The sequence below is a fragment of the Paenibacillus sp. FSL L8-0708 genome (genome assembly GCF_038009325.1).
Taxonomy (GTDB): Bacteria; Bacillota; Bacilli; order Paenibacillales; family Paenibacillaceae; genus Paenibacillus_AQ; species Paenibacillus_AQ odorifer.
The window spans coordinates 6790094-6803730 of record NZ_JBBPBC010000001.1; the positions used below are offsets into that span (position 1 = coordinate 6790094).

28 protein-coding genes are annotated in these 13637 nt (G+C 43.1%); all 28 read right to left on the reverse strand.

Annotation, left to right across the window (positions count from 1 at the left end):
• Positions 1-18: 18 nt before the first annotated feature.
• Positions 19-1695: a terminase TerL endonuclease subunit gene (locus NYE58_RS31830; RefSeq protein WP_339814546.1), complete on the reverse strand. Its 1677-nt coding sequence runs from the start codon at positions 1693-1695 to the stop codon at positions 19-21.
• Complete coding sequence (locus tag NYE58_RS31835) at positions 1692-2021, reverse strand: P27 family phage terminase small subunit (protein WP_076316320.1); 330 nt, start codon at positions 2019-2021, stop codon at positions 1692-1694. Before NYE58_RS31835 ends, NYE58_RS31830 begins: the two co-directional genes overlap by 4 nt.
• A 174-nt stretch (positions 2022-2195) precedes the next feature.
• Positions 2196-2531 carry an HNH endonuclease gene (locus NYE58_RS31840; RefSeq protein WP_341003898.1) on the reverse strand — a complete coding sequence of 112 codons (336 nt, stop codon included), beginning with the start codon at positions 2529-2531 and terminating at the stop codon, positions 2196-2198.
• Positions 2532-2566: 35 nt separating this feature from the next.
• Positions 2567-2914 (reverse strand): hypothetical protein, encoded by a 348-nt coding sequence (locus NYE58_RS31845; protein ID WP_341003899.1) that lies wholly within the window; start codon positions 2912-2914, stop codon positions 2567-2569.
• 5 nt (positions 2915-2919) lie between these two features.
• On the reverse strand, positions 2920-3132 hold the full coding sequence (locus NYE58_RS31850; protein WP_341003900.1) for a hypothetical protein: 213 nt from the start codon (positions 3130-3132) through the stop codon (positions 2920-2922).
• 139 nt (positions 3133-3271) lie between these two features.
• Complete coding sequence (locus NYE58_RS31855) at positions 3272-3856, reverse strand: sigma factor-like helix-turn-helix DNA-binding protein (protein ID WP_341003903.1); 585 nt, start codon at positions 3854-3856, stop codon at positions 3272-3274.
• On the reverse strand, positions 3849-4058 hold the full coding sequence (locus NYE58_RS31860; RefSeq protein WP_076316317.1) for a hypothetical protein: 210 nt from the start codon (positions 4056-4058) through the stop codon (positions 3849-3851). The genes NYE58_RS31855 and NYE58_RS31860 overlap by 8 nt, the downstream gene beginning before the upstream one ends.
• 24 nt (positions 4059-4082) lie before the next feature.
• Complete coding sequence (locus NYE58_RS31865) at positions 4083-4283, reverse strand: hypothetical protein (protein ID WP_341003904.1); 201 nt, start codon at positions 4281-4283, stop codon at positions 4083-4085.
• Positions 4284-4475, reverse strand: a complete 192-nt coding sequence (locus NYE58_RS31870) for a hypothetical protein (protein WP_341003905.1) — start codon at positions 4473-4475, stop codon at positions 4284-4286.
• Positions 4476-4745: 270 nt separating this feature from the next.
• Complete coding sequence (locus tag NYE58_RS31875) at positions 4746-5339, reverse strand: hypothetical protein (RefSeq protein WP_341003906.1); 594 nt, start codon at positions 5337-5339, stop codon at positions 4746-4748.
• Between the two features lie 15 nt (positions 5340-5354).
• Positions 5355-5762 carry a YopX family protein gene (locus NYE58_RS31880; protein ID WP_341003907.1) on the reverse strand — a complete coding sequence of 136 codons (408 nt, stop codon included), beginning with the start codon at positions 5760-5762 and terminating at the stop codon, positions 5355-5357.
• 35 nt (positions 5763-5797) lie between these two features.
• Complete coding sequence (locus tag NYE58_RS31885; RefSeq protein WP_341003908.1) at positions 5798-6136, reverse strand: BC1872 family protein; 339 nt, start codon at positions 6134-6136, stop codon at positions 5798-5800.
• Positions 6133-6405 carry a hypothetical protein gene (locus NYE58_RS31890; RefSeq protein ID WP_076218586.1) on the reverse strand — a complete coding sequence of 91 codons (273 nt, stop codon included), beginning with the start codon at positions 6403-6405 and terminating at the stop codon, positions 6133-6135. The genes NYE58_RS31885 and NYE58_RS31890 overlap by 4 nt, the downstream gene beginning before the upstream one ends.
• On the reverse strand, positions 6402-6617 hold the full coding sequence (locus NYE58_RS31895; protein ID WP_076218585.1) for a hypothetical protein: 216 nt from the start codon (positions 6615-6617) through the stop codon (positions 6402-6404). The genes NYE58_RS31890 and NYE58_RS31895 overlap by 4 nt, the downstream gene beginning before the upstream one ends.
• A gap of 3 nt (positions 6618-6620) precedes the next feature.
• Positions 6621-7100 (reverse strand): hypothetical protein, encoded by a 480-nt coding sequence (locus NYE58_RS31900; protein WP_341003909.1) that lies wholly within the window; start codon positions 7098-7100, stop codon positions 6621-6623.
• Positions 7097-7387: a hypothetical protein gene (locus NYE58_RS31905; RefSeq protein ID WP_341002353.1), complete on the reverse strand. Its 291-nt coding sequence runs from the start codon at positions 7385-7387 to the stop codon at positions 7097-7099. The genes NYE58_RS31900 and NYE58_RS31905 overlap by 4 nt, the downstream gene beginning before the upstream one ends.
• Before the next feature lie 109 nt (positions 7388-7496).
• A complete protein-coding gene (locus NYE58_RS31910; RefSeq protein ID WP_341003911.1) occupies positions 7497-8183 on the reverse strand; it encodes a DNA cytosine methyltransferase in 687 nt (228 codons plus the stop codon).
• A 4-nt stretch (positions 8184-8187) separates the two neighbouring features.
• Positions 8188-8619 carry a hypothetical protein gene (locus tag NYE58_RS31915; RefSeq protein WP_341003912.1) on the reverse strand — a complete coding sequence of 144 codons (432 nt, stop codon included), beginning with the start codon at positions 8617-8619 and terminating at the stop codon, positions 8188-8190.
• Positions 8616-8768: a hypothetical protein gene (locus NYE58_RS31920; RefSeq protein ID WP_341003913.1), complete on the reverse strand. Its 153-nt coding sequence runs from the start codon at positions 8766-8768 to the stop codon at positions 8616-8618. Before NYE58_RS31920 ends, NYE58_RS31915 begins: the two co-directional genes overlap by 4 nt.
• Positions 8765-9238, reverse strand: coding sequence for a hypothetical protein (locus NYE58_RS31925; protein WP_341003914.1), 474 nt, complete (start codon positions 9236-9238; stop codon positions 8765-8767). Before NYE58_RS31925 ends, NYE58_RS31920 begins: the two co-directional genes overlap by 4 nt.
• Before the next feature lie 160 nt (positions 9239-9398).
• Positions 9399-9998, reverse strand: coding sequence for a dUTP diphosphatase (locus NYE58_RS31930; RefSeq protein WP_341002349.1), 600 nt, complete (start codon positions 9996-9998; stop codon positions 9399-9401).
• Positions 9999-10060: 62 nt separating this feature from the next.
• Entirely contained in the window at positions 10061-10804 is a 744-nt protein-coding gene (locus NYE58_RS31935; RefSeq protein ID WP_341002348.1) for a hypothetical protein, read from the reverse strand.
• 163 nt (positions 10805-10967) lie between these two features.
• Positions 10968-11129: a hypothetical protein gene (locus NYE58_RS31940; protein WP_341003915.1), complete on the reverse strand. Its 162-nt coding sequence runs from the start codon at positions 11127-11129 to the stop codon at positions 10968-10970.
• A gap of 33 nt (positions 11130-11162) precedes the next feature.
• On the reverse strand, positions 11163-11843 hold the full coding sequence (locus NYE58_RS31945; RefSeq protein WP_341003916.1) for an HNH endonuclease: 681 nt from the start codon (positions 11841-11843) through the stop codon (positions 11163-11165).
• A gap of 3 nt (positions 11844-11846) precedes the next feature.
• Entirely contained in the window at positions 11847-11999 is a 153-nt protein-coding gene (locus NYE58_RS31950; protein WP_341003917.1) for a hypothetical protein, read from the reverse strand.
• 123 nt (positions 12000-12122) lie between these two features.
• Positions 12123-12425 (reverse strand): hypothetical protein, encoded by a 303-nt coding sequence (locus tag NYE58_RS31955; RefSeq protein WP_341003918.1) that lies wholly within the window; start codon positions 12423-12425, stop codon positions 12123-12125.
• Positions 12412-12636, reverse strand: coding sequence for a hypothetical protein (locus tag NYE58_RS31960; protein WP_341003919.1), 225 nt, complete (start codon positions 12634-12636; stop codon positions 12412-12414). Before NYE58_RS31960 ends, NYE58_RS31955 begins: the two co-directional genes overlap by 14 nt.
• Entirely contained in the window at positions 12633-13592 is a 960-nt protein-coding gene (locus NYE58_RS31965; RefSeq protein WP_341003920.1) for a Lin1244/Lin1753 domain-containing protein, read from the reverse strand. Before NYE58_RS31965 ends, NYE58_RS31960 begins: the two co-directional genes overlap by 4 nt.
• Positions 13593-13637: the final 45 nt, after the last annotated feature.

Consider the following 13637-nt stretch of genomic DNA (forward strand, 5'->3'; position numbering starts at 1 on the left):
TTTTATGATCACCCCCTCTTAGAAATTCAAGGCTTCGAGCATTTCCAACGAATCAGAGACATTGGTCTCACTCAATTCTTCTATCCGATAGAGCCCACAAACTAAAGCCTGAAATCCGTCCGTTTTTCTACGTATCGGCTCTTTCTTTCCGTATATCTTGTTCCCGTCCTTTTTGATTGTCACAAGTACGTTATTCGTGTACCAGCGCATTAACGGGTTATCTCCCCACACAAACATACCTTTAGAGAAATACATCTCCACACGGGGCGCCAGGAGTCCGTGAATAGCTTCTGGTCTGCGGATGACTTCAACTTCGAAACCGACAGCCTCCAGCATCGGTTTTAGCATTTCCATGCGGTAGTTATCGCCTATGATTTTCGTAATGCTATATTTCAGTCGCATCGTCACAAACCAATTAACGATGTGTTCCATATTGATCATTTCCTCATCCAGCACCGTCAGTAGACCAAGGGACTCCCAATCTTTTATGGGGGCGAACTTTTGAGTCGTCTCAACTTCTCGCATCGAGTAGCCATAATATTTATCGACAAACTCTTTCCGAGTGAAGGAGTGCGTGATAAATGGCACCTTTTCATCATGCTTAAATACAAGTCCGACAGCAGCAAAGTCTCGAATTTGCGCGAAGTCCAAGCAGCCAATACACTCCCTCCCTTCAAGATCAGGCAATGGTTGATTCGTGCTGGAGATCTCCTCCCACTTCGCAACTGACTTTTCCAAATCCGTTAGAGGCAAATTCATGCGCTTTGTCATGAATTCTTCCCGGTTCGACGGATCATCCGCCAAATCCTCATATTCCTCCTTGATCGTATCAAATAGGCCTTGGGCGTATTCGCTCCGTGGTTCACTTAACATTGGGTTGGCCAGTTCCCATAATTCGGGGTCATCGACTTCTTTCTCGTCATTAAGCTTGCACATGAAGGGAAAAACAGAATTAGCTCTTGCCTCACCTTTCATGACCTTCAACGCTTTATCCTTGAATTTGTCCAAGAATCCCTCGCGCACATATCCGTCAGTTCCAATATAAAACTCCCGCGGGTTTTTCTTTTTACCAAGACCGGATATATGCACTCGTACATCGACGTTGGTTTCGAAGTAATGAATTTCATCAAAAACAACAGCCCCATCTCGCAACCCGTCTTTGGTATTGCCATTCGATGTACGGAACTTAAAAATGCTGTCCATTTTTTTGGACAGCACTTGCATAGCCGTAGGTTTGAAGTGTTTTAATAACGTCGGTTCGCGTTTTATGGTCTTGGCAGCTTCCTCGACTGATGTTTTTGCTTGTTCCTCCGAGTTAGCAATTACAGAAATATTGTATTCCCGTATCCCATGCAGCTCACTAATAAGAAAGTGACAAACTACAGTAATAAGTCCGTTTTTGCCTCCGCCGCGCCCCATCATCCAAAGAAACTTTCGATAGAATACCCTATCAGTTTCTTTAAAGAACAAGAAGACAAATGCAATCAAAAACTTCTGAAATGCTTGCAGTGGAAAATACCACTTCTCAGCAAATTTGATACAATTTTCAATCATCTTATCATCAAAGTACAAGTCATTACGAGACAGTACATCTCGCTTTAAGTATTCAATCAGTAACATTCGTTCTTCATTAAACTTGATTTTGCCTTCCTCATACAGAACAATGTAATCATCTACATACCTTTGCCGAATCATACTAAATCACTTTTTGATTCGTCCTTATTCGAATTTAATTCGACTTTAGGTATATTCAAACTGAGTGCATCCAAAATCTTAATCATCCGATCGTTGGTTTTGTGCAAATCGTTAATTGAAGGGTTTGACTTTGGTCCGTGCATTCCAGAGATTTTAATACCGGTATCTTGTATATCGTCAAACAGCTTATTCTTAAGATCCCATAAGGACAAATAATCCTGAACTAGATCCTTATGATAATTCACAACCAAACCATTTGCCTTCAACTGATTCATTAAATCCTTCTCAATCCTTTTCCGTATTGTGACTCTGTTTACGGCGGCCAATTGAGTCACCCTCCTTTCTTATAACAATTTCCAACAATTTCCAATTCAACAGTTACATGCGATAAGCCAAAAAACTCGACAAAACAGTTGGCAGCCGGTGCGCAAAACACAAATAAAATCGAAACTTTTTGACCGGGGGGTATAATTGTTAAATAATAGTAATATATATTTATACTACCATTTTTCATCCATTTCCCACTTGTTCACATTCCTCTCAAACTCACGGCCATGCTCTTTGTTGTGACAATCCACACAGACTGTTTCAAGGTTGTCAATCTCCAGTGCTAATCCAGGGTGATCCTTCAGTTCTTTGATATGATGGACAACCAACTGGATTTTTTTGCGTTTTGCTGACTCGCTATATTCATTGGTGTCAATCCTTACGAGTCCACGTCGCTTGCACGGTTGGCATTCGTAATTATCTCGTCGCTTTGCCTCTTCTCGAATCTGCTTCCAATCCTTGCTGTCGTAGAATCTCCGCTTTTGTTCGAGTGTTTTGTACTCATTCATAACCTCGGGTTTCTCTCCAATCTTTGTGAACTGTTTTAAGAGCCTTCCCCATCGCCGATTACTACTGTTATATAATCAGATAGCAGACGAGTTAGCATCTGGCGTACTTCTTCAAGAGCCGCCTCGATACCTGATGTGTCCATATCTACCTTGACCTTTATGTCACCCACAGTACTACGTGTACCACTCTGTAGTTCATCCTCTTTGCCGTTTAAGGACACATCATCCGGTCCGGTCTCTTCATGGTCAATGTACACCGCACTAATCGCCCCATCTAATATGGCTGCTCTTTCTTCAACCGATAGTGAGCTGATGTCATCTACCTCCAGCACGCGCTCAACATAGTGCTCACCCACGCTTATTGTGGTCTGTACCCTTAACATTGTCTTCACCCTTTCTTGTCAATGAGTTTCTGTATCTCTTGTTTCGATTGTTCGAGATACTCGTTGTACCCTTTTACACTTTGCTCATATTGCTTAGTGCTTAGCTCGTGCCGTTGGATAGACCTTTCGTACCGTTGATTAAGTCGTGCTCCTTCTATACCATTCCAGATGGTTAATGTTATAGCTGCTATAAAGATCAGCTGTAACAAGATGTTCATGTGCTTATTCAGACCATCACTCCTTTCTCTGAAATACAAAAAAAGAGCCGCTTTTCAACGACTCTTCACCCGTCACAAAACTATTAAATACTTTCATCTTATAGCTTATACCTATAGGTGGCAACCGTAAGACAAGAAATCACATGCAGAGTAGAAACAGGTTATTCGCTTTGTTGAATGCGATCTTCTCGTCTGCGCGCCGCAACATCACTTGAACTGATCCTTTCTTGATATCCATCTCATTTGCAATACTTTGTAACGACAACCCTATTGCGTGATGAAGTACGTAACACTGACGCTCACGCTCTGAGAGATTGCGAAGCGCATCCTCAATCATCCATTCCTCTTCTCGGGTAAGTTGCCTCCCTACCTCTGCAACCTCGAATTCAAACTCATATGCTGTGAGGTGTTCCATCCATTGTGGGTCCCATACTTTTGTTCGCTGAGATATACTCCGCCGCTCCATTGGTCTGCGATAACCTGGCGGATAACCAGTCTGCATCCACTCAATGCTGTATTCTAAATCACTTACGCTGGCTGCCAAAGCGTTCCTTTCCATCTTTATTGGTTGCATTTTTGCCCTTATAGCAACCCGCTCCTGTTTATCTTTTGCATCCAACAATCTATCTTTTAATGGTTCTAATTGTAATTCTAACAGTGCTATTTGTTTATTAAGCTTAGATTTAGTGTCTATATAACTTACTAGCAGTTCGGTATCAGTCATAACGGCTGCCACGTTTACGATTTCCGTTTTCATCTAGTTTAACGTCACTAAGTATGATTGCTGAATTACCCGGTATATGGATACCGTTATATTCCCCGAGTGTAACCTTAAATCCATCCCGCTCCTTTTGAGCCCTGAAGGATACCCCTGATACTATGCGACCATATGATGTTGATAGGTCTTGGGTTGTTTTTATAATCATGGATTATGTCCCTCCTAAATGAGTTCATTCTGACGACTTGTACACACTGTCTATGCTGAGTGCAAATGTTCTAATATTGGTTGATATGAATTCTTTCATGCTTGGCGTTGTATACCGAACCCAAGCCATTCCCCAATCTAGAACCTCAACCGGCTCAGTTAGTTTCCAGTCTTTAAAATAACGTTCTCCCGCCTTTAATGCTGCTTGTACCTCTTTCACTCTCAATTACCTTACCTCCGCTTGAGTATCTTTCTGTATTGGAGCGGGATTAAACATACCGGACTGCAATGAGTCGTTTAGTTCTGCCCATACTTCCGCACGAATCACTGAAGCACTCGTTCCTGCATGACGTTCCATAAGCCAGTTATCTAGTACATGTTGTTTAAATTTATCTGCTGAGATTAAATGTTCACTCACAGTGTTTTGCCCCTCTCTCGATTAATGTTTTCTAAACTCCGATCCCTTGTGCTTTCCGCATTTGATGCAAACATGATAGATTCGATCTCCACTGAGATTTTGAAACTTGGTTTGTTTGGTATGTGGTTGATAGTCGTGTCTGCAAAATAGTTGTTTGATCCACTCGATCATAGTGTCTTGTTCCTCTCTTTATGGGGAGCAGATTATGTAAACCTTATCCGGCCCCCGTTATCACTGGGATTATTCGGTCTGACTCGATAGCCTTCGGCCTTAATTCAACTGCCAGTGTTCTTTCACCATTTTCTCAAAATCATTCAAGCCGCTTTTGTCCCACGGAGACCCATTTTTCTTAATGGGCAGTATCACCAAGTTACCGCCGAACAGGTACGCTGGTGATTCCGGCCCATCTGCATAGATGGTTTCCTTTTCACAGTCGTAAATAAGTCTCAGATAATCGTCATCAAGGTATAAATCAAAGTCGCTGAATCTATTCCATCTGTACCGGAAATGTTTATTGGCGTAGATGAACGGCGTTATCTCTCCTTGTTTTTTTGATATTTGCGAGAACTGTTTATCCAGTGTTTCTGCAATCTTTCCGCCCGGTTTGGTAAGTGCGACTCCTTCATGAAGAACAAGAATCTGCTCACCTGGATTCTCTTCATTGAGCTTATACTTCCGTTCTATTAGGTCAAGCAACTCCCATCCATCCTCGTCTTCTTCCCACTCTTCCTTGACGATCCTTAGAGCCAAATGGCGATTAGTGAGATAAAAGAATCCTTCTCTCGACTGAAAGGCCCACCAGCTGCCGCCGCGATCCATCAGTGATTCCAATTGCTCAACGTTGAAATTATTCATCATGCTCATATCCTCTTCTCCCCCTTATACCTCTATTAGTTCTGGATTCTCGTAGATGTTTCCATATACTTCACATTCCTCAGAAATATATTGGTAATCATCACACAATTGGCTGCCGCCTACTCGAAAACCAAATCCTTCGAAATCAACTACTGATGTATGGTACGTTGTGCTTGTATTTTCTGGAGTCTCATAAAGGTCTGGTATCCGTAGAAAGTCCCCTTCATAAATCTCCTGATCGTTAATGTCCTTTAATCCGGTGTACTCTAATAGTTCGAAGTCTGACATCCTCAGAACGTGGTATCCCTTTCCGTCCATTTCCATGTATACGCCCAATACTTTAGTGTCGAAGTTGATCATTACCAGATTTTCGGGTTCGATCATAACGCCTTTCGGCTTATACCACGCTCTGTATTTCGGTACTCTGCTCAATCCGATCGTCTCCTTTGCTTGGGGTCTCAGCCCCCTTATAAGTTCAGTACAGCCAGTAATGCAGCCTTACACCTTTGTTCAGCCGTTGCATGAATGTAATCAAACATCCCTACATACTCACCAGTACCAACTAAAACCTGTTTTATACATGAGACATATCCAGTGTGTAATCTAAGTACCTTTATACGCTCTTCTACTTCCCATGCTGCGGATATGTCTTTGCTATATTGTTTCGGATAAGTTGATAGGTCTCCTAGCCTGATCCATCCACTTCTAAATTTGTCTCTTTCGCGCCCCATAACTGTTACTGCTATTTCAATATCAAGTTCGTTACCCGGCTCCATCGCCAGTAGCTCTTCCCTTGTGAGTGTCATTGGTTAGCCTCCTTTGATTTCCGTTTTGCTTCATCCAACATTTCACCGATATAGGAACATTCATATCCGTCTGGATCGTTGAAAAGTGTGGGGTTGGCATCCATAAATTCTTTAGCTTCATCGCACATGTACCAATTTTGAAACTCTCCTTCATACTCACCCCTGTAATTCCAGCAACTTGAACCAGATGGGATTGTACGTCCTGTCGCAGCACATTTGTGATCCTTGCGCGTCTTATTGACTCTCGTTAGTTCGTTCCATGTACTCATTGGTTATCTCCTTCCTCAGGCAATACGATCTTTGCCCAATGTGTCACCCATGTAAGCGGAGTATCATTTATGTGCCATCCATAGCCACCGTCTGGGTGGATTTTTGCAGCATGTCTCGCAACTAATACGACTCTTCTTCCATCAGTTACAAGAGTGTCGGTGTGGCTCACAATGCTTCTATCGTGCCGATCATACTTAACCCATTCCATCATGATCTATTTGCCCTCCTTGGCTTCCAAATCCGGTCTGCACTCTGAACACCATTCATATCCTTCAACGGGCTTATTTCTTCCACAGCGGGCACAAGACTCTTCATTAAGCCAATCTATTCCCTCCTTGGGTGCTGGGGTATCTGGGTAAAGTACGGATAAAATATGCTTTGCTTGTCTTCGTGTCTGTTCGTCATTTGACTCCATTGCGATGTTGTATAGTACTTTCTGCATGCGAAATTCCCGTTCTCCGCGCTCTTTGGCTTCTTGGAGCCAGTAAGGAAGGGCTGTGCGGGATTCCATGATGAATGTGGTCGTTAAATCATTTTCGCACTCAGCAACAAAATTAAATGGCTCATCGGGCACTGTTTCGTAAATTCTGATTATCCGTGAACCTTCCTCCTGTCCAGCTTCCCAATCGTGTTCGTACCATTCGTTGAGCTGCTTACATAAATCCATATCCTTTTGCCAGTCCCTTTGTGTCATTGGGAATTTACCTCCTCAGCCACCATGCAATCCCGAACTTCATGAAGCATTTCGATTAACACGTCAACTGAATCAATGCTCTTGAAAGTAAAATGAACTTCTGGGTTATGCTCTTCCATTTCCAATCCAGCGTACTCTTCCGTGCGTTCTCCGATCACTCGCGGCTCATGCTGTTTGAAAGACAAGCCGTTTGAACTATTTGTTCCAGTACATACATGGTGAAGCAAAATATCTCCTGCCCCAAACTCTACCGTCTTCATTCCTTCACTGTTCGTTAATATTGGCATCTCTTATATCCTCCTTGTGGGAGAGGAGGGATACTCCTACTCCCTTAATGATCTGGTTCGGCCCCCGGCTAAAGCCTGGGTTATTCAGTCGAATTGGTGGCCTCCGGCCTTAGGCAATCTGTTTGATCTTTTTGATATACTCCTTCAACTGCTCACCGATGTAATGTGTGTACGCTGGCGGTATGGCTTGGGCTAGTTCGACTCTGTTCATCCAGTCGATCCCCATTGCTTTACTCCAATACTCAACCACGCCTTGAGCGTTAAATCCCTTTACACCGCCCGTTCCGCATACGCTGATAAATCCCTTAGGGCTGACCCCCCCGCCGGCGCTAGGCGTTGTATCGTTGTGTGGTACATGATCCGGCTGCCAGAGGTATATATTGCTTTCAAATAAACGATGGCGATAAACTTTAAGGTCAAACATTGATCCACAGAGGGTAATCGTATTGCTCATAGGTGCACCTTCAACGTTCTCAATGATGTATGGCTTGCCGATTCGATCAAGTAGGTTTCGTACTGGCTCAATTAGGTCCGGCCATTCTTCAGCTTTGTAACTCCCGTTCCTTGCATTGCTGAGGCTTTTCAGCCTACTGTTGCGCTGGCATGGCGGTGAAGCGTGTATGGCATCGAATCTAGTCAAATCTTGAGTCTGCAGGTATTCAATCGCATCCATCTGTGTGAAGTGAAAGGGATAATTAGCTTGCTGCTCGATATCAACGCCCTCAACCTCAAACCCTGCCCGGTGATATCCCATGGAGCAGCCGCCTGCCTTGCAGAATAAGTCGAGCAGTTTCATTCTGTCATTCCCCCTGTAGCGTGATATATGCCGCCTCTGCTCTCTCTCGGGGGCTGGCGTTGAGCATGGCACTTGTTCCATCAATGTTGTATCCTACAACCTCCATACTCCCACCTAACCCGAATTGTATGTCTTCTCCGGGGCTAACTAGGCTTAGCAGAGCATTTAAGTAAATGAGCTTATTTGCTTCTATAGCCTTTGTCTGTACCTCTAGGCTGGCAGCTGGGTCATTGCAGTAGTTAGGAACGTCAGCCCATGCTTCAAGCTCCGTATTACGTTCTCCACCGAATACAATCTCCGGATATCCATCAGGAGCTGTTAATTCAAAATAGCATCTCTCTGCAACATCCTTGTCATAGTGGTAGATTGTGTACCCCATCAACTCCGCCAAAACCCGATTAAGCTGCTGGTCTGTCTTATCCTTTACTTGTGTCATGACTGTGCACCACCTGCGGTTTTATCAGCACACGACTTCCGGCACACGTAGTCTTCTGCTTTTGCCTCTGTCTCTGCTGGGACTTCATAGGTGTGGCCGCAGCCGAAGCAGATCACAGTCTTTGTTTGGTATTTGGGTGTCTGTGTCATGCCTTATTGCTCCCTTCCTCCAAAAACTCACGCGCTTTACTTCCTTTGTCGCTCGTAACCTTTGATTGACCTCTACCGAAGCTTGGCAGTTCCCAATGTTCTTGATTCGCATAGAACTCCAGTGCCTCTCGTTGTCGGGCTATGGTCTGCTGTGCCTCTGCCAGCTTTCCTTTAACAAATATCAGTTCGTTGTAGTATTCAGAGGATCTGGCACACTGTTCATCATGTACAGCGAATATCTTGCGTTTATCCTCTTTCAGATCATTAACCTGTTGTTGTGACTCTTCTAGAGCAGCCATATAATAATCAATAATTCCGAGTAAGCACGCCCTGTCCCCATGAAGAGATTCGGGTTTTACCTCTAATTCGTTCCAGAATATCTCCTTATCCATTCGTAGGTGCTTATCTTTGATGGATTTTAATCTTGTGTAGTCAATTTCCGGTAAGGAAACTTTTCCTGGATCACTCATTTGCCCCATACCTCCTTATGGCAGGATTTGCACACTTCGAGTTCTTTGCCGTTGAACTTATTTTTCATGACCAGTTCAGAATGTTTTTCCTCACAGAGTTGGCAGAGTGTCCGACCACATTCGGGGCATTTCTTAAGTTCAGTCATAATGTCACCCTCTCTTAATATCCATTGGATTGACGATCATGGTTTACTTTGTTCTTGGCTGCATAGGCTTCAGTGATCTGTTCAAATGAGAAGCCAAGGCGTTGCTCACCAAGCGAGTAAAAGCAAGCCAGTGCTCCCCGGAAAAAGTGTCGTTGCTCATCTTTGAATCTTTCGTATCCTCCTACCAAAAATTCGCCCCCGATGATCATTCCGACATTGTGCAAAATCTCCGTAAAAAGAACAACCGTCTTCAATTCCGCTACATCGTCCGGGATGTATAGGTCATCCGCAGGAAGGTTAAGCTGCCGCGCGATGCTCAGGAAGAAGTGTAGACAGTCTACGTATTCTTCTAGTAGAGGATTGTAAGCTTCTCCGCGCTCGACACCAATATCATCTACGCCCAAGCTCCGCACGGCACGAGTACGTGGTTTCTGATTCTTGCTCCAATGCTTGAATCCGCGCCATTCATTCGCCAGTTCTCCGATTTCTACCTGAAGAGCTAATATTGTATTAGGCAGCAGATCAACGCCTTCAAGCCCCTTTTCTTTGATGATTCGAGCATCCAGTACTTTTTGCATTTCAAACATTTGTTCAAGAGTTAACGTATTTTCCATTGCCAATCGTCTCCTTTATAGGGGGCGATTTACGCCCCACCTTATATCAACAGAATCAATTATTAAGAGAAAGTCGCTTCTGGTTCTTTATCTGGTTTAACTTCATCTCCATCAGAATCAGTATCAAGAATAAGCTTTGTCCCATTTTGATTGAGTTTCATTAGGAATATAGAAAACTCGTCCAAGTGTCTTAGTGAATTTATATCTTGAATAGAATTGCGTTCAATCGTCCATTCGCCTTTATCGTATTTAGGCCATGTGTGAATTCGGATTTCGTAATTCATTTTCTCGTCATGCTCACATTCAAATACCAAAACTGCATGCTTCATGCTGCTCCAAGACCGCTCTTCGTTGTATTCAACTTCAAAACGTACATCCACATATTCGTAGCTGGGCTCATCATCGTAGCAAACCTCAAGACCATCTGTTTCAACGTTTTCTTCTACATATTTCTTCCAGCGTTCAAACAATTCAGTTACCTTAATGGTTTTCATTTCATCTGGAATCATTAAATTCTTAAAGTTTTCCAACATCTTTTTGTTCTCTAGCGCCGAACTTTTCAGCACATCCACTAAAACAGAATCCAGCTTAGTGATGTATTCGCTATAATCGTAATTTTCCAAATAAGGAACCATTACAGATTTAACTTGCTTTTCTATAACCTTTGTTACGTCTCCATAAGAGCCAAGTAGATCTTTAAGAGCATTTTTAATTCCGTTTTCTAATTGTTCTGCAATCAATTTCTCGATCGTGCCATCCTCTAGCTTTTTAGAAATAACGTCCTTAATGCTTTTTTCCAATGACATATATTTCGCTCCCTTTAATTGAATTATTTGTTGTGCAGTTGCATCTTCTGCATATATTTTTTTTGCTATCTTTTAAACTCCCAACTCTCGCATTTCTGCATCCTCTGTAGCATCCAACGTGATCGATGGCATTCCATCCCATAACTCTCGAATCTCATTAGCCTTAGCTATTCTTAGGTGTTAACACAATATCCATAGCCTCTTGATAATGATTTTCAGCTTTGGTGTACGCCCTCGTATGCAGTACATTCATATACTTCCAAAATTTATTGGTAGATAAGGATTTGATTCTTTGGAAGTGTCTACGCTGTTCTGTTTCGGTCATTTACTAATCACCTCACGTTGTTATATGAATTATCTAATCTTCAAATCGGTCATTAGGATGGTAAGATCCCTGTGCTGCATAGCCATTTAGAGCATCAGTAAACATTGCTGTGAAGATCTTTAGATCGTTAGTCTCAAACGACTCGAGTAATCTAATTTCCTTTACTCTGAGATCCCTGCCGGCTGCCGTTGCGATTAGATCTGCTATAGGTTCAATCTGCTGTAGTCGTTCTTCTTTTGCCTTTTCTAACTCCAACTGCTTATTTAGTTTGTGATTGTGTTCGTTCCAATCTTGTTCATCAAACCAGAAGTATTCACCATGTCGTTCCCGGAACACATCAATCCAATATTGCAGTAATTCCGGAGTGATTTGCACGATGTCGTGGCAACCTCCACAGAATCGAATTCCATTGGTTTTAACTCCTCTTCCTTTTCGACCACGCGGCCAAACGTGATGTGTTGTTGTTCCAGGCGCTGATAAGCATTGCTGGCAGATACCATCCGTTTCTTTTATCAATTCTTTAACTATGTTAGGCGGGAACTCTGCTCTGCTCGCTGAGCTTTTGCCGGGTTTATGATCTGCAAATATCTTTTGCTTCAAAGGAGATACCTCTTTCTTCTCCTTCTTTCGCTGTCCTAAGCTGCTCGTCTTCTTGGTTTTCTCTTGTTTCTGCGGCTTCCAGAAAGTTTTATGAGGAGTTTCTGCCACTTCCACACCTCATTTCTCCTTGATTTTGTATTGAACTCTTCTCCATTTTGGACGACAGCGCCGGAGGATCTCTTGTTGAGCTTCTTGCTTATCTAATGGATGAACTCTGGTTTCTTGTAAGATGGTGTACAGCTCTTGTCTTGTTGCTGTTTTCCAGTTCATATGAATTCTCCTTTCGGAGTTGTTCTATTGACAGCTGTTCCGCCTCCCATTCACACCATTGACAACGGTATTGATCTCGCTTAATCTCCTGCATATCCCCACCGCAGTTCAAACACACAATAATCATGAATCCCGCTCCACATCGCCCAGTTCGCTAGGCGTCAGCCGATCCATGTCGATTCCTTCTGGACCTCTTGCATATAGCGGAGCATAACTGTGCGGTGGTATAGCGTTACGTACGTGCAGATAAGCAATTGGCTGTTCTACTGGATCAACGTGTACTCCGAGTTCCGCACAACGGAAGCGGGGTAGTAATATCCATTCTTTAGGACGAGCGGGACGCCATCCAATTCCACCAGTTATATATACTGGTTTTCCGCTAGTTGATACCTCGTCTCGGGTCAACCATCCGTTACGATCGGGCATTTTCCATCAACTCCCGTTTAAGGATCGGCCAAAGTGGAGTTAAGTGACGGATTCGAATATATCGGCAACGTTCATACTCCTTGATATTTCCTTCGTAGTAATCAATTTGTTCATGAAAGATGATGTCCCGACAGTGCTGACATACAGGAATGGTTGTCCAAGTATTGGTAGCATCCAGTTTGCAGAAAGGTACTGAGCACATTGTTCTCAATGGTTCAACCCCTCCCCTCTATCCCGTTTTTCTTGTCGCTCTTTCTCTTCTGCTTCCTTTTTGGCCTTAAGCTTTGCCATCATCTTTTCTTGTAAGGCAATCTCTTCTGCTGTTGGCGGTGAAAGATCGTTTTTAGTGATCTCAATTTGCTGTTTCCCGCTCTTCCCTTCATTGCGGTTCCCTTTGAATCCTCCCGACGAAGTTAGAGGTTTTTCTTTAGTCCAAGGTTCGTCAATACCTTCGGATTTCCACCGGTTCAAAATGGCACGAACATAATTAAGATTTCGCTTGCCTGCAATTACCGAAGTACGCATAGCTTCGCATACCCATCTTTCTCCATAGTCATTTATGAAGTCGTTAAGCTGATCCGATATCACAGAACTGATTGTTCCAAATCCTTCAGCTTCAAACATCCGGAATGGATTGACTGGTGCCACTAGTTCTTCTTTCTTTATTTCTTTTTCTTTACTTTCTTTTAATTTACTTTCCTTTACTTTCCTTTCCTTTAATGCATCAATTCCAGATGCGTTCGCATTGCCGTCGCATTCTGTTTGCTTGGATTTACTTGAAGAATCCTTATTCGGCGTGTTTTCTTTCTTCCAACGAGCCTCAGCTGATTTTCTTGCTGATTCTGACTTTTTCTCCATCCTATTCATCCTTTTAAGTAAAGAAGCGCTCCAAAATGACATTTCATCAGATACGAATAATTCGAATTCATTGATGCAATCAGTTATAAAATCTTGCGCTTCATTAACTTCGCATTGCATCTGTGATGCGAACGCATGATAAACGTACTTCCCTTGCATATTTAACTTATATCCTTCGGATTCTCGCATCATCTCGACCAGTATCCAATACCACCCATAACCACGGGGTCCGTAGACCCCTCTCATTGCGGTTATTTTAGGATCGTGGCGAGCATTCCCGTCGTGGGAAAAGTAATAAGCGTCCTTCATTTATTCACCTGCTCGCGTTTTACTATTTTGTACTTTGATTTCTAG